Here is a 25,023-nt window from a genome sequence, read left to right as displayed (position 1 = left end):
AAGCCGTGCGCCTGGGCGTAAAGGATTCGGGTTCATCCCGCACAACGGTAAGGGTCTCACATCATGGGTTCGTTCAGCCTCACGCATTGGCTGGTGGTCATCCTGGTCATCGTGCTGTTGTTCGGCCGTGGCCGCATTTCCGATCTGATGGGTGATTTCGCCAAGGGTATCAACAGCTTCAAGAAGGGGCTGAACGATGATGCCGCGCCTCCGGTCCCGCCGCAGGTGACGCAGAATCCGCAGGCGCAATCGCAGAATGGGGCCAAATCCCCGGTTGAAGACGCGCGCGGCTGACCTGCCAGAAAAGGGGCTGAGGCCCGCAGGGTCACGCCATGTTCGGGATTGATTCGTCTGAACTGATGCTCATTGCGCTGGTGGCCCTGCTGGTCATCGGCCCGAAAGACCTGCCCAAGGCGATGCGCTGGGTGGGCCAGTGGGTGGGCAAGGCCCGCGCCATGAGCCGCCATCTGCGCACCGGTTTCGATTCGATGATGCGCGAAGCCGAACTGGAAGAAATGCAGAAATTGTGGGCGCAGCAGAACGAAGCCATCATGAAGGCCACGGTGCTGCCGGAAAACATGCTGCCCGATCTTTCCGGGCCGATTCCGGCTGAGCCCGTGGTTGAACCGGAATCGCCGCCCGTTGCCGCCGAAACGCCGCCCGCGCCGCCAAAAAGGCCGCGCAAGCCGCGTGCGAAAAAGGCCGCCACCGCCCCTGAAGGCGAACAGGCGTGAGCGAGGACATCGACCGCAGCGACATCGACGCCAGCAAGGCGCCGCTGCTCGATCATCTCATCGAACTGCGCGGCCGGCTGCTGCGCTGTGTCGTCTATTTCGTCGTCGCCTTTGCGGTGTCGTTCAGCCAGGCCGGCAAAATCTTCGATTTCCTGGTGCAACCGCTGGTCGATGCCTCCGGCGACGGCGCGCGGCTGATCTATACCAAGCTGTATGAAGCCTTTTTCACCGAAATCCGCGTGGCGGCCTTTGCCGGCATCTGCATCGCCTTTCCGCTGATCGCCAACGAATTGTGGCGCTTCGTGGCGCCCGGCCTCTACAAGCGCGAGCAAAAGGCGCTGCTGCCCTTCCTGCTGGCAACCCCGGTGTTGTTCACCTGCGGCGCGGCGCTGGCCTATTATGGCGTGATGCCGGCGGCCTTTCGCTTCTTCCTCAGCTTCCAGCAGATGGGAGGCGAGGGCGGCATCAACCGCGAAGCCCTGCCGGCGATGGGCGAATATCTCGATCTGGTGATGAGCCTGATCCTGGCCTTTGGCGTCGCCTTCCTGCTGCCGGTGCTGCTGATGCTGCTGGAACGCGCCGGGATCATCAAGCGCACCCAGCTGATCGCCGGCCGCCGCTATGCCGTGGTGGCGGCGTTCGTGGCCGCCGCCGTGCTCACCCCGCCTGATCTGTGGAGCCAGGTCGCGCTCGCCATCCCGCTGATGCTGCTCTACGAAATCTCGATCATCGGCATCTGGTTCACGGAAAAACGCCGCGCCAAGGTGGCGGCTGCTGAGCAGGCGAAGGAAACCGCCGCCTGATGGCCAGTCTCAGTCAGAACCGGCCATAAGATCAGGCAAAGATGCCTCCGGCGGCCAGGGGCTGAGCCCCTGGACCCACTTTCGTTGGTGTGCGCCCTCAGCGGCGAAAATTGGGCATAAAGCGCCAGATAAACAAATGGGTGCAGGCCTCAGGCTTGCCCGCCGGAGGCCAGTTTTCCTGGGTCTTCAACCCATGCCAATCGAAATCTGCAGAAGGATAATGTCACGCGGACCTAGGTTCAGTCCTTGGCGGCACCGGCGGACTTGTCGATCGCCTGGCCGACGCTCTTGATATCGCGGCCGGCGCCCTGGATGGTGTTGCAGGCGGTGAGCAGCACCAGGGCTGCCAGCAATGCCAAACGCATGGTCATCATGTCTCTCCTGTTGGCCCCTCATGCCGCGACGCGGCTTGCTGGCGGCTGAACGCGCTGGCATCAGGGTGGCATGGAGTTTGCCCTGCCCGCAACTGTGCCCCCAAAGGAGCTGGCGGCTGATCTGGCACCGCTGCTGCCGGCTGGCCTGTCGCCCGCGCTCACCAACGCAGCGGTTGCCGCCTGGGCCGATGCACCGTTTCTGAAGGGGTTGATCCGCGGCCGGCAGGCGACGCTGGCAACGCTTGCTGCCGCCGGGCCTGATGCGGCCCTCGCCGCCGCGCTGGCGCTGGCGGCAGACGATGCGCAGCCGATCATGCCGCGCCTGCGCACCGCGCGGCGCGATGTGGCACTGGTGGTGGCGCTGGCGGATCTGGCTGGCCTGTGGCCGCTGGAGCAGGTGACGGCGGCGCTGTCGGACTTCAACGATGCCGCCATCGATGCCGCGATTGCCGCCGCGCTGGCCGAACGCGGCGCACCCAATCGCGGTGTGGTGGCGCTGGCGCTGGGCAAGCTCGGCAGCCGCGAGCTGAACTACAGCAGCGATGCCGATCTGATCTTCCTGCATGATCCCGACCTGGTGCCGTGCCGGGGTGGCGAGGATCCGGGCGAGGCGGCGGTGCGGATCGTGCGGCGGGCGGTGGCGATCCTCAATGACCTGACGCCCGATGGCTATGTCGCCCGCATCGACTTACGGCTGCGACCGGCGAGCGAGATCACGCCCATGTCGATCAGCCTGGCGGCAGCGGAGCATTATTACCAGTCCGAAGCGCTGACCTGGGAACGCGTCGCCTTCATCCGCGTTCGCGCCGTTGGCGGCGACGTGGCCATGGGTGCCGATTTCCTCGCCCGCATCCGGCCGTTCGTTTGGCGGCGCAGCCTGGATTACACGGCGGTGCGCGACATCCAGTCCGTCTCGTTGCGCATCCGCGATCATTTCGAAGGCGGCCAGGCGATTGGCCCGGGCTTTGATCTGAAACGCGGGCGCGGCGGCATCCGCGAAGTGGAGTTCTTTGCCCAGATCAACCAGCTGATCTGGGGCGGACGCGATCCCGAACTGCGCTGCCCGGCGACGCTGGATGGCTTGGCCGCGCTGGCGGCTGCCGGCCATGTGGACAGTGCCGAAGCCGTGCAGCTTGCTGCCAGCTACCGCAGCCTGCGCACCCTTGAACACCGGCTGCAGATGCGCCGCGACGAGCAGACCCACGCCATTCCGCGCCTGATCGCCGATCGCCACGCCGTGGCAAGGCTGTGCGGGCTGAAGGATGCCAAGGCGCTTGAATCCCGGTTGAAATCCATCACTGATCCGGTCGCATCCGCCTATGACCGGTTGATCCGGGCCGCCGCGCCAGAGGCAAATGTGGTGCCGGCCGATCCAAGGGCGTGGCTGAAACAACATCATCCCGGCCTGGTGAAACTGCTGCCGCCGCTGATCGCCAATTGGCGGCAAGGCAAGTATCGCGCCCTGCGCAGCGAATTGGCCCGCGCCGATTTCGAGGCGGTGCTGCCCTTGCTGATCGAACGGCTGGCCACGGCGACAGATCCCGCCACGGCGGCGCATCGGCTTGATGGCCTGCTCGCCGCGCTGCCGGCCGGGGCGCAGTTCCTCGCCCTGCTGCGCGCCAATCCGCGCCTGGTCGGCCTGCTTGGCAATCTGGTCGGCATCACGCCGGTGCTGGCCGAAGCCCTCGCCCGTGATCCGGCGCTGTTCGATGTCATGTTGTCGCCCGATGCCTTTGCGCCGCTGCCGGATGTGGACGCCTTGACCGGGCAGCTCGCCAGCCTGTGCCAGGGTGCCCACGGCCTTGAAGATGTGCTGGATCGGGTGCGGCGCTGGACGGCGGAAGTGCGCTTCCAGCTGGGTGCCCAGCTGATCGAAGGCCATGCCGGCGCGCTGGCGGTGGGGCGCAGCCTGGCCGATCTTGCCGATGCGGCCGTGCGCATCCTGTTGCCGGCCGTGGCAGCGGAATTCGCCGTGAACCATGGCACGGTGCCGGGCGGCGAATTGCTGGTGCTGGCGCTGGGCCGGCACGGCGGCCGGGCGATGACCCATGCCAGCGATCTTGATCTGGTGTTCCTGTTCACCGGCCACCACGAAACCCTTTCGGGCGGGGCCAGGCCGTTGCCGGCCGCCACCTATTTCAACCGGCTGGCAGCGCGGCTGGTGACGGCGCTTTCGGTGCCCACGGCGGCTGGCGCGCTCTATGAGGTGGATACGCGGCTGCGGCCGTGGGGTGCGAAGGGCAATCTGGCGCTCTCCATCGACAGTTTCGCCCGCTATCAGCGCGAGGAGGCGGAAAGCTGGGAGCATATGGCGCTGACCCGCGCCCGCGTGGTCGCCGGGCCGGCCGCGGCGACGCAGGCGGTGATTGCCGACGTGCTGGGGCGCCTGCGCGATGTGCCCGCGCTGCGAAAGGCGGTGCTGGCGATGCGGGCCGACATGGCCGCCGCCAAGCCGCCGCAGGGCCGGTTCGATGTGAAGCTGGCCGCAGGCGGCATGGTCGATCTGGAATTCATCGTGCATTTCCGCCAGCTTGCCAGTGGCAAGGGGCTTTCGCCGGAACTGCCGGTGGCGCTGGACGAACTGATCGCCGCCGGCCTGTTGCCAGCCGATCTCAAGCCCGCGCATGATTTCCTGGCGCGGACGCTGATCTGGCTGCGGCTGCTGTTTGCCGGCGCCCGCGTGCCCGATACGCTGCCCGAACCGGTGCAGGCGATCCTGGCCCGCGCGCTGGCTGCGGCAAATTTCACCGGCTTCACCGAGCAACTGGCCATCGCCAGACAGGCCGTGCGCGTGGCATGGGCAGATATCTTCAGTGCAGGAGAACGCCCATGAGCATGCCCCAACCCGGAACCGCCGCCCCCCCCTTCACCATGGCAGGCGATACCGGCCCGATCAGCCTGGCCGATTTCGCCGGCAAGAAATTGGTGCTCTATTTCTATCCCAAGGACGACACGCCGGGCTGCACCAACGAGGGCAAGGATTTTTCCGCCCTGCAGGCCGATTTCGATGCGGCGGATACGGTGGTGGTCGGCGTCTCGCGTGACAGTGTCGCCAGCCATGCGAAATTCCGCGCCAAATATGGCCTGACCGTATTGCTGGGCAGCGATCCCGGCGACGTGACCGAGGCCTATGGCACGTGGGTGGAAAAATCCATGTACGGCAAGAAATACATGGGGATCGAACGCGCCACCTTCCTCATTGGCCGCGATGGCACGGTGGCGCAGCTGTGGGGCAAGGTGAAAGTGCCCGGCCACGCCGCCGCCGTGCTGGACGCCGCCCGCACGCTGGCCTGATCGGGAAACGCTGCGCCACCTGAACGAAACTCGGGTGAATAGCCGGCGGCGACCGGATGAGATCGGGCAAGGGGATTCCCGTTCATCCTGATTCGCCGCCGACACCCTCGCGCAACAGCGTTCCGACCGGGCCCATTCGGCGGATCAAGCAGCTGCCACACCCCATCTACGGCCGGGCAGCGCCAGAGTTTCACGCTTCTGGCACGCAATGGTCACAATTCATCGCCTGCGCTGAACGGTTGGCCGCTCTGGGCCAAATGCCCGGTTGTTCGCGTCGGCCCCGGCTGCTCTCTATCGCGTGTCAGTCGGGTTCACCGGCGACAGAGGGGACAGTGGTTTCAAGCGGCTCTGGCACTGGGAAGCGATCCTGGTGAACGGCTCCGGTTTGCCCGCTGATCCTGCTTGACGAAGGGTCGCACTGGGTCATGCATTTTCTGAACGGCACGTTGAAGATGGCAGCGCTGGGGCTGATCGCCCTGGTTGTCGCCGCTCCTGCCGCAGCCAATGACAGCCTTGCTGCCTTCTCCGCCGATCTTGCCGTGTCTGCCATGATGCCGGACGACCGCGCCACCAACCAGGCCAGCAGCATGGCCGATGCCCGCCGTGAATTTCTGGCCGCGCTCACCAACGAACACACCGATGCCGCCACCCTGTCGCGCATGCTTCCGCGCGCCGGCCAGCCGGTCGCCGCGCTGATCGGCGCCGCCCCCGCCGGCATGCCGCGCGCCGAAGCCGTGCTGCGCCGCCTCGGCCTCAACCCCGATCGCTTCCTGGCTGGCCGCACCGGCGTCGGCGGCCCGTTCATCGCCGCCACCGATCCGCAAGTGCGCGACCTGCAGGCCGATGCCGCCCGCCGCGCCGCCATCACCGCCACCTTTGCCCGCATCCCGGCCTTCCTGCCGGTGAGCCGCCCGGCCCCCTCTTCCGATTTCGGCTATCGCTCCGATCCGTTCCACGGCGGCGGCGCCTTCCACGCCGGCATCGACATGACCGGCAAGACCGGCGATGCCATTCACGCCGCAGCCGATGGCGTTGTCGTCCGCGCCGGCTGGTGGGCAGGCTATGGCAAGGTGGTCGTGATCGATCACGGCAATGGCCTCGAAACCCGCTATGGCCACATGACCCGCTTCCACGTGAAGGAAGGCGATGTGATCCGCCAGGGCCAGGTCGTCGGCGGCATGGGCTCGACCGGCCGCTCCACCGGCACCCATCTGCACTTCGAAATCCGCCTCGATGGCCGCGCTGTTGATCCGCAGCCCTTCCTCGATCTCGCCAGCTTCGGCGTCGATGCACCGGTGCGCAGCCGCCCGACCGTGATCGCCCCGCTCAACATCGCCAGCGACGAACCCTTCGCTCCGCTGGTCAGCGACGACATGGTGATGGCCGGCGGCCGCAGCTGGAAAGCCCGCCACGGCCGTTGATCGCAGCAGCGGTTGCAGCGCAGCCGCCGGGGCCTTACATTGCGGTCATGGAAAGCCTCCCCCGCCTCTCCCCCGCTGCCGCCAAGCGCGTTGCCGCCATCGCCGCGCGCCAGGGCAAACCCGGCATGATGCTGCGCCTCGCCGTCGATGGCGGCGGCTGCGCCGGCTTCCAATATCGCTTCGGCCTCGAATCCGCCCCGGCCGAAGGTGACACGGCGGTCGAAACCGACGGCGTCACCATGCTGGTCGATCCCGATTCGCTGCCCTTCGTGGCCGGCGCCGAGGTGGACTATGTCGAAAAGATCGGCGCAGCCGCGTTCGAGGTGAAGAATCCGCAGGCAGCCTCGGGCTGTGGGTGCGGGTCGAGTTTCTCGATTTAAGGCAGAGAAAGTTGGCCTCCGGCGGGCAGGGTCGCAGACCCTGCACCCGTTTGTTCTTGCCGAGCCCTCAATCAAAAGCCGCCGTCATGCTGGCGCAGGCCAGCATCCATCGTGCAGTCAGGAACAATGCGGTGAGTTCATGCGCGTCAATGGATGCTGGCCTGCGCCAGCATGACGACATCTTCAAATGATGGACCGGCTCCAAGCGAAAGTGGGTGCAGGGGCTCAGCCCCTGCCCGCCGGAGGCCCTCCCTGTTCTTTTCTCGGGTGAAGTCTTGGCGGGTCGCGCCTAAGACTGGCGTCACAACGGCAAGGACGCGCACATGGCAATTCAGGCGGTGATTTTCGATTTCGGTGGGGTGATCACCTCGTCGCCGTTCGAGGCCTTTGCCCGCTATGAGGCGCAGCGTGGCTTGCCGCATGGTTTCATCCGCACGGTGAATGCCACCAATCCCGATGGCAACGCCTGGGCGCGGCTGGAGCGCAGCGAGATCAGCACTGGCGAATTTGATGCGGCGTTCCGTGCGGAAGCGATCAGCCTGGGCCATGATGTGCCGGGTGGCGATGTGCTGCCGTTGCTGGCGGGGGATGTGCGGCCGGGGATGGTGGCAGCGCTGCGGGCCTGCAAGGCGGCGTTCAAGATCGGCTGCATCACCAACAATGTGGCGAGCGAGGAGGATATCGGCTGGGGGCCGAGCGTTCGCCACATCCTGAGCGAGTTTCACCATGTCATCGAGAGCGCCAAGGTGGGCCTGCGCAAGCCGGATCCGCGCATTTACCTGATGATGTGCGAGGCGTTGGGGGTGGAGCCGGCGGCGTGCGTTTACCTTGATGATCTGGGCATCAACTGCAAGCCGGCTGCCGCCTTGGGCATGACGGCGATCAAGGTGACGGGTGAGCGCCAGGCGCTGGTCGATCTGGCGGCGGCGACGGGGTTGCGGTTCTGAGTCCCCCCTCCCTGCTTGCAGGGAGGGGTCGGGGGAGGGTGGCGAGCCGAGGGCGAGCCTGGGCCCTTCCGCACGGTTAGAAGGGCTCGTTGTGCTCGCACCCTCCCCCAGCCCCTCCCTTGCAGGGAGGGGAGCAGAAGGGTTACCACCCCACCGGATCGGTGAAGGCGCTGCCCTGTCGCTCCAGTTGCGTCGCGATGGCGAATTTGTGCACTTCGGTCGGGCCGTCGTAGAGGCGGAACGGCCGCATGTCGCGGAAGATCATTTCGACGACGGTTTCGGATGTGACGCCGATGCCGCCCAATATCTGCACGCAGCGATCGGCGACCTTGAACAGATCTTCGGACACGCTGGCCTTCACGATCGAGCTTTCGTGGCGGGCGCGCACGCCTTCATCCAGCAGCCAGGCGACGTGGCGGATGGCCAGCCTTGCCTGGTGCAGGGCGATTTCATTATCGGCCAGCATGAAATTGACGCCCTGGTGAGCGAGCAGCGGCTTGCCGAAGGCGGTGCGCACCCGCGCGTGTTCCAGCGCGATATGCTGGCAGCGGGCGGCCGCACCCAGCCAGCGCATGCAGTGGGTGAGGCGCGCTGGCGCCAGGCGCATCTGGGCATAGCGGAAGGCCGAGCCGATCTCGCCGAGCAGGTGCGACGGGCCGAGCCGCAGCCCTTCGAAGCGCACGACGCAATGGCCTTCGACATAGTTGCGGTCCATCGAGTCCATCACGCGCTCGATCTGGATGCCGGGCGTGTCGCCTTCGCACAGGAACAGGGTGGGGCCGTGCGGACCATGAGGATTCTCCTCCACGTTGGCCATGATGATCCAGGTTTTCGCGCCGTTCGCCCCGGTGATCAGCCATTTCAGGCCGGAGATTTCATAATCGTTGCCGTTGAACACCGCCTTGGTCTTGAGCTGACCGGGATCGCTGCCGGCGCCATCGGGCTCGGTCATGGCGAACACGCTGCGGCGCTCGCCGCTGACCATGGGGGCAAGGAATTGCTTCACCTGATCCGGCCGGGCGATGCGGGAGAGGAGATACATGTTGCCCTCGTCCGGCGCGGCGCAGTTCATGGCAACCGGGCCAAGCGTGGACCAGCCTGCCGCTTCGAACACGGCGGCCTGGGTGGCGTGATCGAATCCCATGCCGCCCAGTTCCTTTGGTGCCTGCGGGGTGAGCAGGCCTTCGGTCTTGGCCAGCGCCACCAGTTCGGCGCGCAGATCATCGGTGGGGCCGTGCTGCGTCAGGCGCGGATCGCGTTCGAAGGGGATGATCTTGTCAATCACGAACTGGCGGGTGCGGCGGGCCAGCGCCTTGGTGGCTTCGGGCAGGGTGAAATCGGTCACAAGGCACCTTTCTGATATTGCGCCAGCGCGTGGGCAACGATCGCCAGCGCCAAGGTTTCGAAACCTGCATAGCGCGTGCCGTCCATCTCGCCGCGCTGCCATTTTCGGTAAAGCTGCATCCACGCCACCGCCAGCCGCAAACGCGCCAGCGCCGTGGGCCAGACGAGATCGCCCGGATCGTGCCCGCTGATCGCCTGATAGCGCGCTGCCACCGCCGCCCGGCCTGGCCAGCCGGGCGTGAGCGAAGGCACCGCCTGCAGCGATTTCACATCGACGGGATCGCCCGGCTCGATCCAGTAGGACAGCAGCACGGCGAGATCGAAACCGCGCGGGCCCCGTGTCGCCATGTCCCAATCGATCATGGCGTTTGGCTTCAATGTCACCGGATCGACGAGCAGATTGTCGGGCTTCAGATCCATGTGCAGCAGCACCGGCGTGCCGGTTTCGGGCGGCACATGGGCCGCCAGCGCCGCAATCAGCGCGGCCACGTGCGCCGGCAGACCATCGGGCCACACCGCCTCGGCCCGTGCCGTCCAGCCTTTGAGCTGGCGCGCGTTGAAACCCTCCGGCTTGCCCAGATCGCCCAATCCGACCGGTGCGGGGTCGAGCGCGTGCAGGGCGGCCATGGCCTGTAGCGTGGTTTCGACCAGCGCCAGCCCGTCTTCGGCTTGTGGTGGCAAGGCCCCGGCAATCGCCACACCATCGCGCCGCTCGATGATCTGGAATTTGGTGCCCAGCACGGATTCGTCATCGCAGAAGGCGATCAGGCTCGGTACCAGCGGAAAATGGGCGCTGAGCGCCGCCAGCACCTTGGCTTCGCGCGCCATGTCGCTGGCTCCGGCGGCCAGAACACCGGGTGGCGGCCGGCGCAATACAACCGGGCCAGAACTGAGCATCACACCCTCGTTGCGATTGGCGATACCGCCGCCCAGCCGCTCCAGTCGCGCTCCAGGGGCAAGCGCCAGGCCTTGGTCGGGCAGCCAGGCGGCAAGCCGGTCAAGATCGCTCATGCTTGGCGCACCATGATGCAACGCCGAGTCAGGTCCAACCCGCTGGCGGCCTCGCGTTCCGGCATGGCAGCCAGCCAGTCTGGCAGGGACGGATCATCGGCGGCGATTTCAACAAAGCCGTGCCGGGCATAGAAAGGCGCGTTCCAAGCCAGGAAGCGATCGGTGGTCAGCGACAGGCGCTCACAGCCCAAGGCGGGCGCGCCGACAATGGCCGCAGACAGCAGGGCTGCGCCCAGCCCATGCCCTTGCGCGCCGCGTGCCACCGACAGTTCGAAAACATGCAGCCAGCCTTGCTCAGCCGCGGCGAGTAGGAAACCGCAAGGTCCGTCATCGTCTGCCACCCACAGGCTGCGATGCGCCAACCCGCGTACAAGGGCATCCATAGGCGTGGTCGCACCGCCCACGACATGGGCCATGGCCGTGCCGGCAAACAGGGTTGCCGCCGAAGCCTCGATGGCGGGCAGCAGCGGGAGGTCCGCAGGGTGGGCAACACGGATCATCGCCGTCTCGCTATCATGATCGGGCGGGGCGGCAACAGCCTGTCACAAAGCGGTTACTGGATAATGGCATGGCGACTGCCTATGCTGATTCCGATGTCTGAACTGCCTGTCCTTGCTTCAGAGCGGCTGGTGCTGCGCCCGCACCGGCTGGCGGATTTCGAGCGACTGGCGGCAATGTGGTCACACCCGGTGGTGGTGACGCATTTCGGCGGCAAGCCGTTCAACCGCGAAGACAGCTGGAACCGGCTGCTGCGCTATGCCGGCCACTGGCAGTTGATGGGCTATGGCATGTGGGCCGTGACGCGGCCGGGGGAGGATGTCCACCTCGGCGATGTCGGCTTCCTGCATGGAGAGCGCAGCGGGGTGGCGCCGTTCGGTTGCCCGGAGGCGGCCTGGGCCTTTCACCCGGAAGCACAAGGCCAGGGCTATGCCAGCGAAGCGGTGGCCTGCGCGCTGGAATGGGCCGACACCCGCTTCGATCGCACGGTGGCGATGATCAACCCCGGCAATGCTGCCAGCATCGGCGTAGCGCGGCGCTGCGGCTTTGCCATTTACGGCGAAGCCACCTATCGCGCCGAACCGGTCGGCCTGTGGGAACGGCCGCGGCCGGCCTGACGATCAGGGGTCGCCCGGCAGGCCGCACATCGCCAGACTGTCCTGCCACAGCGCCGTTGCCGCTGGGCCGTCCTGCGCCAGCATGGATGGAGCCGGCCAGGTCAGCCGGGCCTTGCGCAGCGAGGCATAGACACGGCCCGCCGGCGGGCGTTCGGCCGTGGCCAGATCGGCGAGCCCGCGCCCGGCGGCGGCCAGGCTGTTCATCGTGCGGCTGAAAGGCAGCAGCAGCGGCAACAGCGGCCACACCAGCGTGCGCACCACCCACATCTGTTCACGCGCCAGGCCAGTCTGCGGCGTCAGCCCCGGATCATAGGCGACGACGCTGATGCCGCGTGTCGCCCGGCCGGCGGCCACGATCGCCGTCATCAGGTTGCACAGTTTCGAAGCGGAATAGGCGCGCATGCCGGCGGTGATGGCGTTCCGGTCAAGGCCGGGGTCGCTGGCGGGATCCGCCAGCCAGCGGGCGTTGGCGTGAAGGGGCGGCGGCACGCCAGTGCGCTCGGCCGGATCATGGGTGCCGCTGCTGGTGATCACCACGCGGGCGCCGTCGGCCAGATGCGGCCACAGGCGGTGGAGCAACAGGAAATGACCCAGGTGATTGGCGGCGAACGTCAGTTCATGGCCGTCGGCCGAGCGCTCGGCCACCGTGGGCCGCTGCCCGCCGGCATTGAGCACCAGCGCATCGATGCCGGCGCTGTCCAACGCAGCAATCACGGCATCGGCAAAGCGGTTGACGCTGGCCAGGCTGGCCAGATCGAGCGGCAGCCCGGTCACGCCTGCCGGCGCCGCATTGCGAACCCCGAGCAGGATGCGCGCATCGGGCAGGGCCGCCAGGTGGCGCAAGGCTTCGGCCCCAATGCCGCGATTGCCGCCGGTCATCACGATCTGCATGACGTTTCCTTACAATGTAAAGTTTACGCTGTATAAATTGCGCCGGCGCGATGGTCAAGCTAGAGAGTGGGAGTGAAATCCGAATCGGCCTGGCATTATGATGGCGACCTGAAACAGGCGCTGGTGGCCGCCGCCCGCACTATCGTCGAAACCGACGGCGCCGCCGCCCTGTCCCTGCGTGCCGTCGCCCGCGCCACCGGCGTTTCCGCCATGGCACCCTACCACCACTTCAAGGATCGCGCGGCGCTCGTGGCGGCCGTCGCAGCTTCGGGCTTCAACCAGCTTTACAGCGACAAGATCGCTGCCCTCGCCAATGCCCCCGGCGACCCCGCCCAGCGCATCGTGGCCGGCGCCATCGCCTATGTCCGCTTCGTGGCCGATCACCCCGAACTCTACCGCCTGATGAAAGGCCCGGAACTGGCCAACCGCGCCGCCTTCCCCGAACTCGCCGCCGCCGCTGCAAAGCCCGGCGCCTCTCTCCACGCCATGCTCGCCGAACTTGGCCAGGCCGGCCGCCTGCACGGCATCAGCCCCGGCGATGCCGGCCAGATCCTCTGGGCGCTGGTCCACGGCATCGGCACGCTGGCCATCGACAATTATCTCGCCAATCCCGAACCCCTCGCCGCTGATGGCGCAGCGGCGCTGCTGGCCGGGTGGGGGGCGCTGTAGCGGTCAGGACTGAAGGAAAAGTGGCCTCCGGCGGGCAGGGCCTGAGGCCCTGCACCCACTTCGGTTGGGTTTTTGCTTATATTTCAGAGGCAAGTCATGCTGGCGCAGGCCAGCATCCATTGCGCCATGCTATCGGTGGCAGCTGCGGGATCAGGCTGAACGGTGGATGCTGGCCTGCGCCAGCATGACTGGCAAACGCAACACACGCGCCCCACCAAAACGAAAGTGGGTGCAGGGCCTCAGGCCCTGCCCGCCGGAGGCCCTGCTTCCTCTTCAGCGGTTCAGCCGGCCTTCGATCAGGGCTTCGACCACCGACGGATCGGCCAGTGTCGAGGTGTCACCCAAGGCGCCGAAATCGTTCTCGGCAATCTTCCTCAGGATGCGGCGCATGATCTTGCCGCTGCGGGTTTTGGGCAGGCCGGGGGTGAGGTGGATGTGATCGGGGATGGCGATGCCGCCGATTTCGGCGCGCACCGTGGCTTTCAGCGCGGCGACGAGTTCGGGGCTGGCTTCGATGCCGATGTTGAGGGTGACATAGGCATAGATGCCCTGGCCTTTCACATCATGGGGGAAGCCGACGACGGCCGCTTCCGCCACGTCCGGATGCGCGACCAGTGCCGATTCGACCTCGGCCGTGCCCATGCGGTGGCCGGAGACGTTGATCACATCGTCCACCCGGCCGGTGATCCACCAATAGCCATCGGCGTCGCGGCGGGCGCCGTCGCCGGTGAAATAGCGGCCGCGATAGGTGGTGAAATAGGTTTGGGTGAAGCGTTCGTGATCGCCAAACACCGTTCGGGCCTGGCCGGGCCACGAGCGCAGGAGGACGAGGTTGCCGCTGATTTCCGCACCCGGTGTCCACGCGATGATGGTTCCATCGGCCTCGACCAGGGCAGGCTCGATGCCGAAGAAGGGCCACGACGCGCTGCCGGCCTTCAAGGGCGTCGCGCCGGGCAATGGGGTGATCAGGGCGCCGCCGGTTTCGGTTTGCCACCAGGTGTCGACGATGGGCAGGCGACCCTTGCCGACGACACGATGATACCAGTTCCAGGCTTCGGGGTTGATGGGTTCGCCCACCGTGCCGAGAAGGCGCAGCGAGGAGAGGTCGTGGCGGTTCACCGGCTCATCGCCGTCGCGCATGATGGCGCGGAGCGCGGTGGGGGCGGTGTAGAAGATGTTGACCTTGTGCTTGTCGATCACTTCCCAGAAGCGATCATTGGCCGGGTAACTGGGGACGCCTTCGAACATCAGCACGGTCGCCCCGGCGGAAAGCGGCCCATAGACGATATAGCTGTGCCCGGTGACCCAGCCGACATCGGCGGTGCACCAGAAGATTTCACCGGCGCGATAATCGAACACGGTTTCAAAGGTGAGATTGGCCCACAGCAGATAGCCGGCGGTGGAGTGGAGCACGCCCTTGGGTTTGCCCGTCGAACCGCTGGTATAGAGGATGAACAGCGGGTCCTCGGCGTTCATCGGTTCCGGCGTGCAGGTTTCCGGCACCTCGGCGCGGATCTCGTGCCACCAATGATCGCGGTCTTCCACCATGGCGACACGGCCGCCGGTGTGGCGGATGACCAGCATGGCCTCGACGTTGACGCCGGCGACTTCCGCTTTATCGCAGGCCTCGTCGGCGATGGCCTTCAGCGGGATCGCCTTGCCGCCGCGGCGGCCTTCGTCGGCGGTGATGATGAAGCGGCTTTGCGCATCCTCGATGCGGCCGGCCAGGCTTTCGGCGGAAAAGCCACCGAACACCACCGAATGCACGGCACCGATGCGGGCGCAGGCCAGCATCGCCATCGCCGCTTCCGGGATCATCGGCATGTAGATGGTGACGCAGTCGCCCTTGTCGACGCCGAGTGCCACCAGCGCATTGGCCATGCGCGCCACCTCGTCACGCAGTTCGCCATAGCTGAGGCGGCGGGCGCTGGTGTTGGGATCATCGGCCTCCCAGATGATGGCGGTGCGCTTCGGGTCGGCATCAGCCCAGCGGTCGAGGCAGTTCCAGCTGGCGTTGATGACGCCGTCCTCGAACCACTTGATGTCGACCTGGTCCCACGACCAGTTCCCCATGATGGTGGGGGCCTTGTACCAATCCAGTCTGCCGATCTGGCCGCGCCAGAAGCCATCGGGATCAGCGAGGCTCTGCGCATAGGCAGCCGCATATTGTTCGGCCGTGGTGCGCGTGATGGCGAGGGCCTCTGGGGTGACGGGGTGCATCGTGTCGCTCATGCGCGCAGACTAGGCCGCAGCGCTGCTTGCCGCTAGAGGTTGTGCATGGTCTTTCCCCCCTCCAAAGCGATGGCATGCGCGCTGGATGAGGCCCGCGCAGCGGCGGCGCGCGGCGAAGTGCCGGTGGGCGCGGTGATCACTGATGCTTCGGGCGCGGTGATCGCACTGGCCGGCAACCGTACCCGGGAGTTGAATGATCCGACCGCCCATGCCGAGATGCTGGTGATCCGTGCGGCCTGTGCGGCGCTGGGCAGCGAACGGCTGCTGGGCTGCACCCTCACCGTCACGCTGGAGCCGTGCGCCATGTGTGCGGCGGCCATTGCGGCGGCGCGTCTGGAACGGGTGGTCTATGGCGCGTCCGATCCGAAATCCGGCGGGGTGGAGCAGGGCGCGCGGGTGTTCAGCCACCGCCAAGCGCACCATCGGCCCGAAGTGGTGGCGGGCGTGGCGGAAGCGGAAAGCGCAGCGTTGCTGAAGGATTTCTTTGCAGGGCGGCGTTGAACCCTCTCCCCTTGTGAGAGAGGGCGACTCGCGCGCCAGCGCGGCGGGGTGAGGGGGCGCTCGCGGGGCCGCCTTGGCCACCCCTCACCCGGCTCGGCTTCGCCGAGTCGACCCTCTCCCGCAAGGGGAGAGGGGGGCTTGCCGCCGGCGCATCGCTTCGCCACGCTGCCAGCATGACAACCACCGCTCCCCGCCGTGTCCTCGGGCCGTTCGCCGCCGCGTCCGTCGTTGTCGGCATGGTGGTGGGGGCCGGCATCTTCCGTTCGGCCAGCCTGGTCGCGGCCAATCTGCAGAATGACACGCTGGTGCTGGCGGCGTGGGGGCTGGGCGGCGTGTTCGCGCTGTGTGGCGCGCTGGTCTATGCCGAATTGTCCAACGCTTTCCCGCATCCGGGCGGCGACTATCGCTTTCTGAAGCTCGCCTATGGGCCGCTCGTGGGATTCCTGTTTGCCTGGTCGCGCTTTGCGGTGATCTTCTCGGCGTCGGCGGCGATGCTGGCATTTGTGGCGGCGGATTACCTGGCGGAACTGGTGCCGCTTTCGGGCGTTGCGCGCGGCGGGGTGGCAGGGCTGGCGATTGTCGTGCTCACCGGGCTCAATCTGGCGGGCGTCAAGCGATCGACGGGCGGCCAGATCGTGCTGGTCAGCGCCGATGTGCTGGCGCTGCTCGTGCTCGGCGTGGCCGCCGCCAGTCTGATCGCGTCCGGCACGCCGCCGCTCACGCCGACGCCGGTGCCGCAACCATTTGGCGCGGCGGCGTTCGGGCAGGCAATGGTGTTTGTCATGCTGGCCTTTGGCGGTTTCAATGATGCCGCCACCCTGTCGGCCGAAGTGCGCCGCCCGCGTGACATGACGCTGGCGATGGTGGGCGGCATGGGGCTGGTCACCGCGCTCTATCTGCTGGCCAACTGGGCCTATCTCACAGGCCTGGGTGGCGCTGGACTGGCGGCGAGTGCGGCGCCGGCGGCGCAGTTGATGGCCATCGCCTTCGGCCAGACCGGGCAAATTGCCATGGTGATCTTCGTCGGCATCGCGGCGCTGGCGATCGTGAACGCACTGGTGATTGTGGGTGGCCGCACGCTCTATGCCGTGGCTGGCGATGAACCGGCGCTGGGCCGGCTGGCCGCGTGGGACGCGGCGGCCGGCGTGCCACGCCGGGCGATCTGGGTGCAGTGCGCTGTCTCGTTGTGCCTGGTGGCGTGGGGGTCGCTCTCCACCGGCTTTGCCCAGATGGTGGATTTCCTGTCGCCGGTGTTCTGGCTGTTCCTTTCCCTCACCGGCCCCGCGCTGATCATCCTGCGCCGCCGCCTGCCGCAGGTGGAGCGACCGTTCCTGGTGCCGCTCTATCCGCTGGTGCCGCTGGTCTTCACCGCCGGCTGCCTGTTCGTGCTGCAAAGCTCGCTGCGCTATGTCGGCTGGACCGGAAGCGCGATCAGTTTCGGCATGCTGGGCCTTGGGCTGGGCGTGCGCTTCGCTCTCAAAGCCCCGCTGCAACCGCCAGATGGTAAGTGACGCCCGCCGCCACATAGGCCGCCGCGAACAGATAGCTGAACATGAAGATCGGCCAGCGCCAGCTGGCGGTTTCACGGCGGGTGATGGCCAGCGTTGAGATGCACTGGGGCGCGAACACGAACCAGGCCAGGAAAGCCAGTGCCGTGGGCAGTGGCCAGGCGCTGCGCAGCCGCTCGATCAGGCTGCCGGCATTGTCTTCGGACACATCGTTGAGGGCGTAGACGGTGCCGAGCGCGGAGACGGCCACTTCGCGCGCCGCCATGCCGGGCACCAGCGCGATGACGATTTCCTTGTTGAAGCCGATGGGGGCGAAGATCGGTTCCAGCGCGCTGCCGATCTTGCCGGCAAGGCTGTATTCAATGGGCGGCTTGGTGCCCCCAACCGGCGGTTGCGGCCAACTGGCCATGGCCCACAGCACGACGGTGGAAGCCAGGATGATGGTGCCGGCCCGCTGCAGAAAGGCGGTGGCGCGGCCATAAAGGCCCAGGCCAACGTCGCGCAGCGCCGGCCACTGATATTTCGGCATCTCCATCAGGAACGGCGGCGCCGCGCCCTTGGTGACGGTGCGCCTGAGAGCAAAGGCGGCGACCAGCGCGCCCAATATGCCGGCCAGATAGAGCGCAAACAACACCAGCCCCTGCAGACCGAACGGACCGACATCGCGGGCCGGTATGAAGGCGCCGATCACCACGGCATAGACCGGCAGGCGCGCCGAACAGGTCATCAGCGGCGCGATCAATATGGTGGTGAGCCGGTCGCGCGGCGAATCGATGGTGCGGGTGGCCATGATGCCCGGCACGGCGCAGGCAAAGCTGGACAGCAGCGGGATGAAGGCGCGGCCATTGAGGCCGACCCGCGCCATCAGCCGGTCCATCAGGAAGGCGGCGCGGGTCATGTAACCAGTCTGTTCCAGCGTGATGATGAACAGGAACAGGATCAGGATCTGCGGCAGGAACACCACCACGGCGCCGACGCCGGCGAGCACGCCATCGTTGAGCAGCGACAGGAACCAGCCTTCGGGCAGGGCGGCAGCCAGTTCGACCTGAAGCGCCGCCACCCCGGCCTCGATCCAGCCCATCGGCGCTTCAGCCCAGCTGAACACCGCCTGGAACATGAAGAACAGCACGGCGGCAAGCAGCAGCGGGCCGGCCAGCGGCTGCAGCACCACGGCATCGATGCGCTGCGACCAGGCCCTGGCGCTGCCGGTGCTGGTCTGCACCGTGGCGGCCAGTTGGCGGGCCTGTTTCTGCAGGGCGCGCACGTCGCTGGGGCGTTCCTGCGGCAGCGCTGGCGGCGTATCGCCGATACGGGAAGCGAGCGCGGCGCCGAGCGCTTCGAGGCCGCGGCGGCGCACCGCCACGGTTTCCACCACCGGCAGATCGAGCAGCGCGCCCAGCCGGGCCGAATCGATGCCGATGCCGTCGCGCGCAGCGAGATCGATCATGTTCAGCGCCACCACCAGCGGCAGGCCCAGCGCCTTCAATTCCAGCACGAAGCGCAGATGGTTGCGCAAATTGGTGGCGTCCACCACCGCCACGACCGCATCCAGCGGCCGTTCGCCAGCAATGCGGCCAAAGATGGCATCGCGGGTCACGGCTTCATCGGGGGAGCGTGGCGACAGGCTGTAGGTGCCGGGCAGATCGATCAGCTCGGCCGTGCGGCCATCGGGCAGGGCGAGGCGGCCGGCTTTGCGCTCGACGGTGACACCGGGATAATTGCCCACCTTCTGCCGGCTGCCGGTGAGCGCGTTGAACAGGCTGGTCTTGCCGGCGTTGGGGTTGCCGACGAGCGCCACCACCGGCTGGCGCGTGATGGATACGGGCGCGTTCATGGTTCCACCTCGATCAGGCGGGCCATGTCGCGGCGCAGCGCCACCACCATGTTGCCCACCCGCACCGCCAGCGGATCGCCGCCGAACGGGGCGCGGTGCAGGATTTCGACATCCACGCCTTCATCAAAGCCCAGTTCGCACAGGCGCTGCGCCGTGCCGGGATCCAGCCCGGCGCGATCGATGGCGGCGATCAACGCCACTTCGCCCACGGCCAGCGCGTCGATCGGGCGATGAAGGGCATGATTGGTCAAGCGGATGGTCCGGTCGCGGAAAGTTGCGAACCGTTATCAATATTGCGCGCGGGGCGCCAGCGTTAAACCGCCGGGTAGCGCAGCCGGCCAAGGAAGCGCGCCGGATCGGGCAGCTTGCCCGCCATGCCGGTGAGCTTGGCCTTGGCCTTTTCAAAGCGCATCACGCCATCGATGCGGCGATCGATGAAGGCCCGGGTGGCAGCGAAATCCGCCGAATCATCCTGCGTCCAGTGCAGCAGGGTGGCGGAATAGATGCCGGACAGGATCAGCCGCTTGGTGTAATGATTATAGTCGGTCGCGGTATCGCCGGCGGCGCGCCACATGGCATCCGCGGCCTGCCATAGCAGCCTGGCCGACAACGCGGCGTGCTGCGGCTGCGCCAGGATATTCAGCGCGCGGCGCGTCACTTCGCGGTCGCCCTGCTCCAGCCGCGTGACCAGCGCCATGCGGATCCGATCCCGCACCTTCATGTTGTGGCTGGCGGCCATCGTCTCGGCCATGCGGGCGTTCACGTCCTGCGTCCACGCGCTCAACATGGCTTCGACATCGGGCAGGGCCATGGCGGCGATATCCGGATCGATGCCGGTATCGTGGGCGGCTGTGGCCAGTGCGGCCGGGCTCCAGCCGTCGAATGGCACATGGGGCAGCATCGCCCGGGCCAGGCGGCGAGCAAGCTCGCTGAGCGGGATATCCTCGTTCATGGCGTCCCTCATAGCGCGCCCGCCCCTGGCTTCACAGTCGCTTTTGCGTCGCGGGGGCCTCGGCGCGGCGAGCCGCCCGTGCTGCCCCGCTTGCAGGCCCATCGGGCATCTGCTATCGGCCTCGCCTCTGTCATCGGGGCGACTCGGTGGGCATCCTTATTTCTCGAACAAACCCGAATATGGGGCCGCTGCCCCCGAACGAAATGGAGTGACGGCACCTCATGCAAATTCTGGTTCGCGATAACAACGTCGATCAGGCCCTTCGCGCCCTGAAGAAGAAGCTGCAGCGCGAAGGCGTTTATCGCGAAATGAAGCTGCGCCGCCATTACGAGAAGCCGTCGGAAAAGCGCGCCCGTGAAAAGGCTGCCGCCGTCCGTCGCGCCCGCAAGATGGACCGCAAGCGCATGGAACGTGACGGCATCAAGTAAGACGCCCCTCGTTGAATTTCGGCTGAGGGCCGGGCAGGGTTGACCCTCTGCCCGGCCCTCGCCATGTAGGCGCTGCGCACAGTCACGCGCCAAGCAGGCGCCAGCAATTTTCGGATTTCGAGGCACATATGTCAGGTCAGGCAACGAACAGCGCCGGCGGTGTCGGTATCGGCAAGTGGTTGGCGGCGGGCGCCGTCGTGATCGGCACCGTGGGCGTGCTGGTCTATACCGGTACCCAGAGCCAGGTGGCCGCAGTGCGCACCGCCGATGTGAAATACATGGCCGCCAACAAGAGCAAGCCCGGCGTGATCACCACCGCATCGGGCCTGCAATATCAGGTGATCAGAGCCGGCCAGGGCCCGAAGCCGGCCGCCAAGGACACGGTGCTGGTGCATTATGAAGGCAAGCTGATCGACGGCACGGTGTTCGATTCGAGCTACCAGCGCGGCCAGCCGGCGGCCTTCCCGCTCGATCAGGTGATTCCGGGCTGGACCGAAGGCGTGCAGCTGATGCCGGTCGGTTCCAAATATCATTTCGTCGTGCCGCCGCAGCTTGCCTATGGCGCACAAGGCGCCGGCGGCGTGATCCCGCCCGGCGCGGTGCTGGAATTCGATATCGAACTGCTGGCGGTGAAACCGGCGGAATAACTGGGCCTGGCAGAGATGCCTCCGGCGGCCAGGGGCTGAGCCCCTGGACCCGCTTTCGTTTGCCGTGCGCTTTAGTCGATTGCAGTTTGGCAGAAGCACCAAACCCGCTCATGCCGCGCTTGTCGAGGCACGCACCACAGTCAGCGAGTGCCTCGACAAGCGCGGCATGAGCGGTTCAATCTATCGGCAATCGGGTCTGCGCGACAAACCCAGAGCATTTGGATCGTAAAAACAAACGGGTGCAGGCCTCAGGCCTGCCCGCCGGAGGCACCTTTCTTGCTCAATTATCCCGCAGCGACAGGAACCAGCGGTCACGCAGGGCGGTCACCCACGTCACCGGGTTGAAGCTGGTCGAACCATCCAGGCTGAAGGTGGTGAACTCGGCGCGGCCGACGATATTCTCCACCGGCAGCAGGCCCAGCCCGCCAACTTCGGCCGGAAAGCGGCTGTCTTCCGAATTGTCGCGATTGTCGCCCATCAGGAACACATGGCCTTCCGGCACCAGCACGGGCTCGGTATTGTCCTGCGGCAGGTTGGCCAGATCGAGCACGGTGTAGGTGCGGCCGCCGGGCAGCGTTTCGCGATAGGTCGGCAGATGGCATTCGGCCTGTCCGTCGGGCGTGATCACCCGATATTGCGCGTCGATCATGGTGGCGCAATCGCTGTTGGGCGTCACCTTCATCACCGTATCGGCCAGCTTCAGCTTGGGCACCGGCTGGCCATTCAGCCATAACTGGCCATCCTTCATCTGCACCGTGTCGCCGGGCAGGCCGATGACGCGCTTGATCCAGTCGTCCTGGGCGATGGGGGATTTCAGCACGACGATGTCACCGCGTTCGGGCAGGCTGCCGAACAGCCGACCATCCAGCTTGGGCAGCACGTTCAGCGACGGCGACAGATAGGAATAGCCATAGGGATATTTCGACACGATCAGCCGATCGCCCACGAGCAGCCCGGGCAGCATGGAGCCGGACGGGATATAGAAGGGCTTGGCCACCGCCGTGTGGACGGCAAGTACGGCCAGCGCCAGCAGGAAAAGCTGCCAGGCTTCCTCCGCCCAGTTGATCTTCTTCTTGGTCGCCACAGCTTCGCTCATTCCACACTCACGGTAATCAGCACGATGGCCTGCGCCCAGGGATGGTCGTCAGTCATCGTCAGATGAATCGCCGCCTTATGCCCGCTGGGCGTGATTTGTGCCAGCCTTGCCGCCGCGCCGCCGGAAAGCTGCAGGGTAGGCTGGCCGCTGGGCAGGTTGACCACGCCCATGTCGCGCCAGAACACGCCCTGGCGAAAGCCGGTGCCCAGCGCCTTGGCACAGGCTTCCTTGGCGGCAAAACGCTTGGCGAAGGTGGCAGCGCGGGTGAGCTCGCGGCGGTTGGCCTTGGCCTGTTCGATATCGGTGAAGATGCGGTTGATGAAGCGGTCGCCAAAGCGATCGATGCTGTTGGCGATCCGCTCGATATTGCACAGGTCGGACCCCAGCCCGATCAGCGCCAGGCCGGATGGGATCATCAGGCTGCTCAAGCGCCAGAGTCCTGCCGTGCCTTGTCCATCAAGCCGCGCATCCGGCGGATGGCGGCATCAAGGCCGACGAACACCGCTTCGCCGATCAGGAAATGGCCGATGTTGAGTTCGGCCAGCTGCGGCAGCGCTGCGACAGGCAAGACATTGTCGTAGGTGAGGCCATGGCCGGCGTGCATTTCGAGGCCCAGCGCGGCGCCGGTTTCGGCGGCCCGGGTCAGCCGGGCCAGTTCAGCCGCAATCTGTTCCGGCGTCACGGCGTGGGCATAGGGCCCGGTGTGCAGTTCCACCACCGGCACGCCCAGCCGGGCCGAAGCCTCCAGTTGGCGATCATCCGGCGCGATGAACAGGGAGACGCGGATGCCGGCGTCCTGCAGCCGCGCCACGATCGGTTGCAGCGTGTTGTGCTGGCCGGCGGCATCCAGCCCGCCTTCGGTCGTGCGTTCGGCGCGGCGTTCCGGCACGATGCAGGCGGCGTGGGGCTTGTGGGCGAGCGCGATGGCCAGCATTTCATCGGTGGCGGCCATTTCGAGGTTGATCGGCAGCGCGATGGCGCCGCTCAGCCGGATCAGATCAGCATCGGTGATGTGGCGGCGATCTTCACGCAGATGGATGGTGATGCCATCGGCCCCGGCGGCGGCGGCCACTTCGGCCGCGCGCAGCGGGCAGGGATGCAGGCCACCACGCGCGTTGCGGATGGTGGCGACATGATCGATGTTGACGCCCAGTCGGAGGTGGGTGGGGCGCAAGTGACTGGTCATGCGTCGACAGCCTTGCAGGCGGCCGCGCTGAGCAGATCATGGCCCAGCCCGGCACCCTGCCAAAGTTCGCCAAATTCGGTGTCGGAGCGGTTGGTCATGGCGATCAGCACGATGTTGCGGTCGGGCAGGATATAGTTGCGCACCTGCACGCCGCCAATGGCTCCGCGTCGTTCGATGATGCGCTGGGCGCTGTCGCAGCCCCGCAGCGGCACCGTGTAGGCCCATTGGCCGAGCGCGGCATAGCCATATTGCGGTCGGCCTTCCCACATCGTGGTGCGGGCCGTGGCCGGCAGCAGTTTGCCATTGATCAGCGCCTGATCGAACCGCCACAGATCGCGGATCGTGCCGGTGATGGCGCCGGCAGCCCCATAAGCCGCCAGATTGATCGGCGATTCGCCCAGCCCGGCGACATGCGGGCCAGCAATGCGCACGCTGGCCATGCCGAGCGGCTTCGTGATGCGTTCGGTGAGCAGCTGCGCATAGGGCTTGTGGTTGACGGCTTCGAGCACGCGGCCGGCGATGATGTAATCGCAATTGTCGTAGTTGAAGCTGGCGCCCGGCTGATCGCGCACCGCGCCGGCGCACACGGCGTCGGGCAGCACGCGCGCGCCGGGACGGAAGGCGGCGCCATCATTGGCATTGCTGTCGGGCAGGCCCGATGTGTGGCCGAGCAGCATGCCCACGGTGATGCGCTTGCCCGTCGGCCCCTTGAAGGCCGGCAGATAGCGGGTGATCGGCGCATCCAGATCAAGCCGGCCGGCGGCGACATCCTGCATGGCGATGGTGGCGGTGATCTGCTTGGTCACCGATGCCCAGCGCCAGCTGTCGCCGGGCAGGAAATCGGAGGGCGTGCGGGCGCGGACCATGCGCTGCGGTACCTTGGTGCCAAAGCCTTTTTCCAGCGTGACCTTGCCGCCTTCCGACAGCAGCACGATGCCAGCAAAGCCGCCAAGATCAGCGGTCTCGGCAACCCGGCCTGCGGGCTCCGGTCCGTAAAAGGCCGCGATCATGGCGATCAGCGGGATCATGCGGCGCGGCTGCCCGGCTTGATGGCGGGAATGGCCTCAAGCTCGGGCGGCAGCGCGTCGGGCTGATAGCTCGGCACATCCAGCCGGATCAGCGGCGTGAACGGCACGCCCAGATCGGCCTTGCCATTCGACCGGTCCACCAGCGAGGCGGCATGGATCACCTCGCCACCGGCGGCGGTGATGGCGGCGATGGCCTCGCGGCTCGACAGCCCGGTGGTGACGACATCTTCCATCAGCAGCACCTGCTGGCCCAGTTCCAGCCGGAAACCGCGGCGCAGTTCGAACGTGCCGGTCGGCCGCTCGACGAACATCGAATCAACGCCCAATGCGCGCGCTAGTTCATAGCCGCAGATCAGGCCGCCCATCGCCGGCGCGATCACGGCGGTGATGCGGGATTTCACCTCTGCCGGGATCTTCGCGGCCAGCGCCTGCGCCAGCCGCTCGGCCCGCGCCGGGCTCATCAGCACGCGGGCGCATTGCAGGTAGCGAGAGGAACGCAGGCCCGATGACAGGATGAAATGGCCTTCCAGCAGCGCCTCGGCAGCGCGGAATTCGGCCAGCACGTCATCATCGGTCATCGTCTTCACTCCCGTCGCGTCCGCATTGGCAGTGTGCCGATGGCAGCGCA

At 66.7% G+C, this 25,023-nt stretch carries 28 protein-coding genes; 14 read left to right on the top strand and 14 right to left on the bottom strand.

The genetic code is table 11. The features are described from left to right. Positions 1-63 precede the first annotated feature (63 nt). From D619_RS0108135 to tatC, 3 genes are read left to right on the top strand one after another with little or no spacing between them, the layout of a single operon-like run. Complete coding sequence (locus tag D619_RS0108135) at positions 64-294, top strand: twin-arginine translocase TatA/TatE family subunit (protein ID WP_017668087.1); 231 nt, start codon at positions 64-66, stop codon at positions 292-294. A gap of 38 nt (positions 295-332) precedes the next feature. Next, complete coding sequence (gene tatB / locus D619_RS17620; RefSeq protein ID WP_017668086.1) at positions 333-734, top strand: Sec-independent protein translocase protein TatB; 402 nt, start codon at positions 333-335, stop codon at positions 732-734. Further along, complete coding sequence (gene tatC / locus D619_RS0108125; protein WP_017668085.1) at positions 731-1,537, top strand: twin-arginine translocase subunit TatC; 807 nt, start codon at positions 731-733, stop codon at positions 1,535-1,537. Before tatB ends, tatC begins: the two co-directional genes overlap by 4 nt. 239 nt (positions 1,538-1,776) lie before the next feature. Here tatC and D619_RS0108120 read toward each other — a convergent pair whose 3' ends face one another. Further along, positions 1,777-1,908 (bottom strand): entericidin A/B family lipoprotein, encoded by a 132-nt coding sequence (locus tag D619_RS0108120; RefSeq protein WP_243442620.1) that lies wholly within the window; start codon positions 1,906-1,908, stop codon positions 1,777-1,779. A gap of 73 nt (positions 1,909-1,981) precedes the next feature. On the opposite strand from D619_RS0108120, the gene D619_RS0108115 reads away from it, so the two are divergent. The 5 genes from D619_RS0108115 (at position 1,982) to D619_RS0108090 (ending at position 7,953) form a co-directional block, all read left to right on the top strand. Next, positions 1,982-4,744, top strand: a complete 2,763-nt coding sequence (locus tag D619_RS0108115) for a bifunctional [glutamine synthetase] adenylyltransferase/[glutamine synthetase]-adenylyl-L-tyrosine phosphorylase (protein WP_017668083.1) — start codon at positions 1,982-1,984, stop codon at positions 4,742-4,744. A 2-nt stretch (positions 4,745-4,746) separates the two neighbouring features. Then, complete coding sequence (locus tag D619_RS0108110; protein WP_033373247.1) at positions 4,747-5,205, top strand: peroxiredoxin; 459 nt, start codon at positions 4,747-4,749, stop codon at positions 5,203-5,205. 425 nt (positions 5,206-5,630) lie between these two features. Then, on the top strand, positions 5,631-6,626 hold the full coding sequence (locus D619_RS17250; protein ID WP_017668081.1) for a M23 family metallopeptidase: 996 nt from the start codon (positions 5,631-5,633) through the stop codon (positions 6,624-6,626). Between the two features lie 47 nt (positions 6,627-6,673). Then, positions 6,674-7,006, top strand: a complete 333-nt coding sequence (locus D619_RS0108100; RefSeq protein ID WP_017668080.1) for an iron-sulfur cluster assembly accessory protein — start codon at positions 6,674-6,676, stop codon at positions 7,004-7,006. A 323-nt stretch (positions 7,007-7,329) separates the two neighbouring features. Further along, on the top strand, positions 7,330-7,953 hold the full coding sequence (locus D619_RS0108090; protein WP_017668078.1) for an HAD-IA family hydrolase: 624 nt from the start codon (positions 7,330-7,332) through the stop codon (positions 7,951-7,953). Between the two features lie 142 nt (positions 7,954-8,095). Here the strand turns inward: D619_RS0108090 and D619_RS0108085 are convergent, their stop codons facing one another. From D619_RS0108085 to D619_RS0108075, 3 genes are read right to left on the bottom strand one after another with little or no spacing between them, the layout of a single operon-like run. Beyond that, a complete protein-coding gene (locus tag D619_RS0108085; protein WP_017668077.1) occupies positions 8,096-9,298 on the bottom strand; it encodes an acyl-CoA dehydrogenase family protein in 1,203 nt (400 codons plus the stop codon). Beyond that, entirely contained in the window at positions 9,295-10,308 is a 1,014-nt protein-coding gene (locus D619_RS0108080; protein ID WP_017668076.1) for a phosphotransferase family protein, read from the bottom strand. Before D619_RS0108080 ends, D619_RS0108085 begins: the two co-directional genes overlap by 4 nt. Beyond that, positions 10,305-10,808, bottom strand: a complete 504-nt coding sequence (locus D619_RS0108075) for a GNAT family N-acetyltransferase (protein WP_017668075.1) — start codon at positions 10,806-10,808, stop codon at positions 10,305-10,307. The genes D619_RS0108080 and D619_RS0108075 overlap by 4 nt, the downstream gene beginning before the upstream one ends. 93 nt (positions 10,809-10,901) lie before the next feature. On the opposite strand from D619_RS0108075, the gene D619_RS0108070 reads away from it, so the two are divergent. Continuing rightward, a complete protein-coding gene (locus tag D619_RS0108070) occupies positions 10,902-11,423 on the top strand; it encodes a GNAT family N-acetyltransferase (RefSeq protein ID WP_193743273.1) in 522 nt (173 codons plus the stop codon). Positions 11,424-11,426: 3 nt separating this feature from the next. Here D619_RS0108070 and D619_RS0108065 read toward each other — a convergent pair whose 3' ends face one another. Beyond that, the gene (locus tag D619_RS0108065) at positions 11,427-12,314 is read right to left on the bottom strand and encodes an SDR family NAD(P)-dependent oxidoreductase (protein WP_017668073.1); all 888 of its coding nucleotides are present in this window, start codon (positions 12,312-12,314) and stop codon (positions 11,427-11,429) included. 72 nt (positions 12,315-12,386) lie between these two features. On the opposite strand from D619_RS0108065, the gene D619_RS0108060 reads away from it, so the two are divergent. Then, positions 12,387-12,983, top strand: coding sequence for a TetR/AcrR family transcriptional regulator (locus tag D619_RS0108060; RefSeq protein ID WP_017668072.1), 597 nt, complete (start codon positions 12,387-12,389; stop codon positions 12,981-12,983). Positions 12,984-13,256: 273 nt separating this feature from the next. Here D619_RS0108060 and acs read toward each other — a convergent pair whose 3' ends face one another. Next, the gene (acs, locus tag D619_RS0108055; protein ID WP_017668071.1) at positions 13,257-15,215 is read right to left on the bottom strand and encodes an acetate--CoA ligase; all 1,959 of its coding nucleotides are present in this window, start codon (positions 15,213-15,215) and stop codon (positions 13,257-13,259) included. A gap of 45 nt (positions 15,216-15,260) precedes the next feature. Here acs and D619_RS0108050 point away from each other — a divergent pair, with 45 nt between their 5' ends. After that, positions 15,261-15,716 (top strand): nucleoside deaminase, encoded by a 456-nt coding sequence (locus D619_RS0108050; RefSeq protein WP_026090846.1) that lies wholly within the window; start codon positions 15,261-15,263, stop codon positions 15,714-15,716. A 173-nt stretch (positions 15,717-15,889) separates the two neighbouring features. After that, entirely contained in the window at positions 15,890-17,227 is a 1,338-nt protein-coding gene (locus D619_RS16080; RefSeq protein WP_017668069.1) for an amino acid permease, read from the top strand. On the opposite strand, the gene feoB is transcribed toward D619_RS16080, so the two are convergent. The 3 genes from feoB to D619_RS0108030 all read right to left on the bottom strand — a co-directional run bounded on the left by feoB (position 17,193) and on the right by D619_RS0108030 (position 20,010). Beyond that, the gene (gene feoB, locus D619_RS0108040; RefSeq protein ID WP_026090845.1) at positions 17,193-19,040 is read right to left on the bottom strand and encodes a ferrous iron transport protein B; all 1,848 of its coding nucleotides are present in this window, start codon (positions 19,038-19,040) and stop codon (positions 17,193-17,195) included. The two genes, D619_RS16080 and feoB, sit on opposite strands and share 35 nt — an antisense overlap. A 14-nt stretch (positions 19,041-19,054) precedes the next feature. Next, positions 19,055-19,309, bottom strand: coding sequence for a FeoA family protein (locus D619_RS0108035; protein ID WP_017668067.1), 255 nt, complete (start codon positions 19,307-19,309; stop codon positions 19,055-19,057). A gap of 62 nt (positions 19,310-19,371) precedes the next feature. Beyond that, positions 19,372-20,010, bottom strand: a complete 639-nt coding sequence (locus D619_RS0108030; RefSeq protein ID WP_017668066.1) for a COQ9 family protein — start codon at positions 20,008-20,010, stop codon at positions 19,372-19,374. 221 nt (positions 20,011-20,231) lie between these two features. On the opposite strand from D619_RS0108030, the gene rpsU reads away from it, so the two are divergent. Together rpsU and D619_RS16075 are read left to right on the top strand one after the other, a co-directional pair. Beyond that, positions 20,232-20,438: a 30S ribosomal protein S21 gene (rpsU, locus tag D619_RS0108025; protein ID WP_017668065.1), complete on the top strand. Its 207-nt coding sequence runs from the start codon at positions 20,232-20,234 to the stop codon at positions 20,436-20,438. Between the two features lie 128 nt (positions 20,439-20,566). Continuing rightward, entirely contained in the window at positions 20,567-21,085 is a 519-nt protein-coding gene (locus D619_RS16075; RefSeq protein WP_017668064.1) for an FKBP-type peptidyl-prolyl cis-trans isomerase, read from the top strand. Between the two features lie 280 nt (positions 21,086-21,365). Here the strand turns inward: D619_RS16075 and lepB are convergent, their stop codons facing one another. From lepB to pyrE, 5 genes are read right to left on the bottom strand one after another with little or no spacing between them, the layout of a single operon-like run. After that, positions 21,366-22,181, bottom strand: a complete 816-nt coding sequence (gene lepB, locus D619_RS0108015; RefSeq protein ID WP_017668063.1) for a signal peptidase I — start codon at positions 22,179-22,181, stop codon at positions 21,366-21,368. Continuing rightward, a complete protein-coding gene (gene acpS, locus D619_RS0108010; RefSeq protein WP_033373241.1) occupies positions 22,178-22,597 on the bottom strand; it encodes a holo-ACP synthase in 420 nt (139 codons plus the stop codon). Before acpS ends, lepB begins: the two co-directional genes overlap by 4 nt. Before the next feature lie 8 nt (positions 22,598-22,605). Next, positions 22,606-23,367, bottom strand: coding sequence for a pyridoxine 5'-phosphate synthase (locus tag D619_RS0108005; RefSeq protein ID WP_017668061.1), 762 nt, complete (start codon positions 23,365-23,367; stop codon positions 22,606-22,608). Further along, a complete protein-coding gene (locus tag D619_RS16070) occupies positions 23,364-24,395 on the bottom strand; it encodes a serine hydrolase domain-containing protein (protein ID WP_017668060.1) in 1,032 nt (343 codons plus the stop codon). The genes D619_RS0108005 and D619_RS16070 overlap by 4 nt, the downstream gene beginning before the upstream one ends. Further along, positions 24,392-24,973: an orotate phosphoribosyltransferase gene (gene pyrE, locus D619_RS0107995; RefSeq protein ID WP_017668059.1), complete on the bottom strand. Its 582-nt coding sequence runs from the start codon at positions 24,971-24,973 to the stop codon at positions 24,392-24,394. Before pyrE ends, D619_RS16070 begins: the two co-directional genes overlap by 4 nt. Positions 24,974-25,023 lie beyond the last annotated feature (50 nt).

Source organism: Sandarakinorhabdus sp. AAP62 (assembly GCF_000331225.1).
In the GTDB taxonomy this organism is placed as follows: domain Bacteria; phylum Pseudomonadota; class Alphaproteobacteria; order Sphingomonadales; family Sphingomonadaceae; genus Sandarakinorhabdus.
The sequence above is the reverse complement of the archived record's forward strand: the minus strand, read 5'-3'. Positions and strand labels throughout refer to the sequence as shown.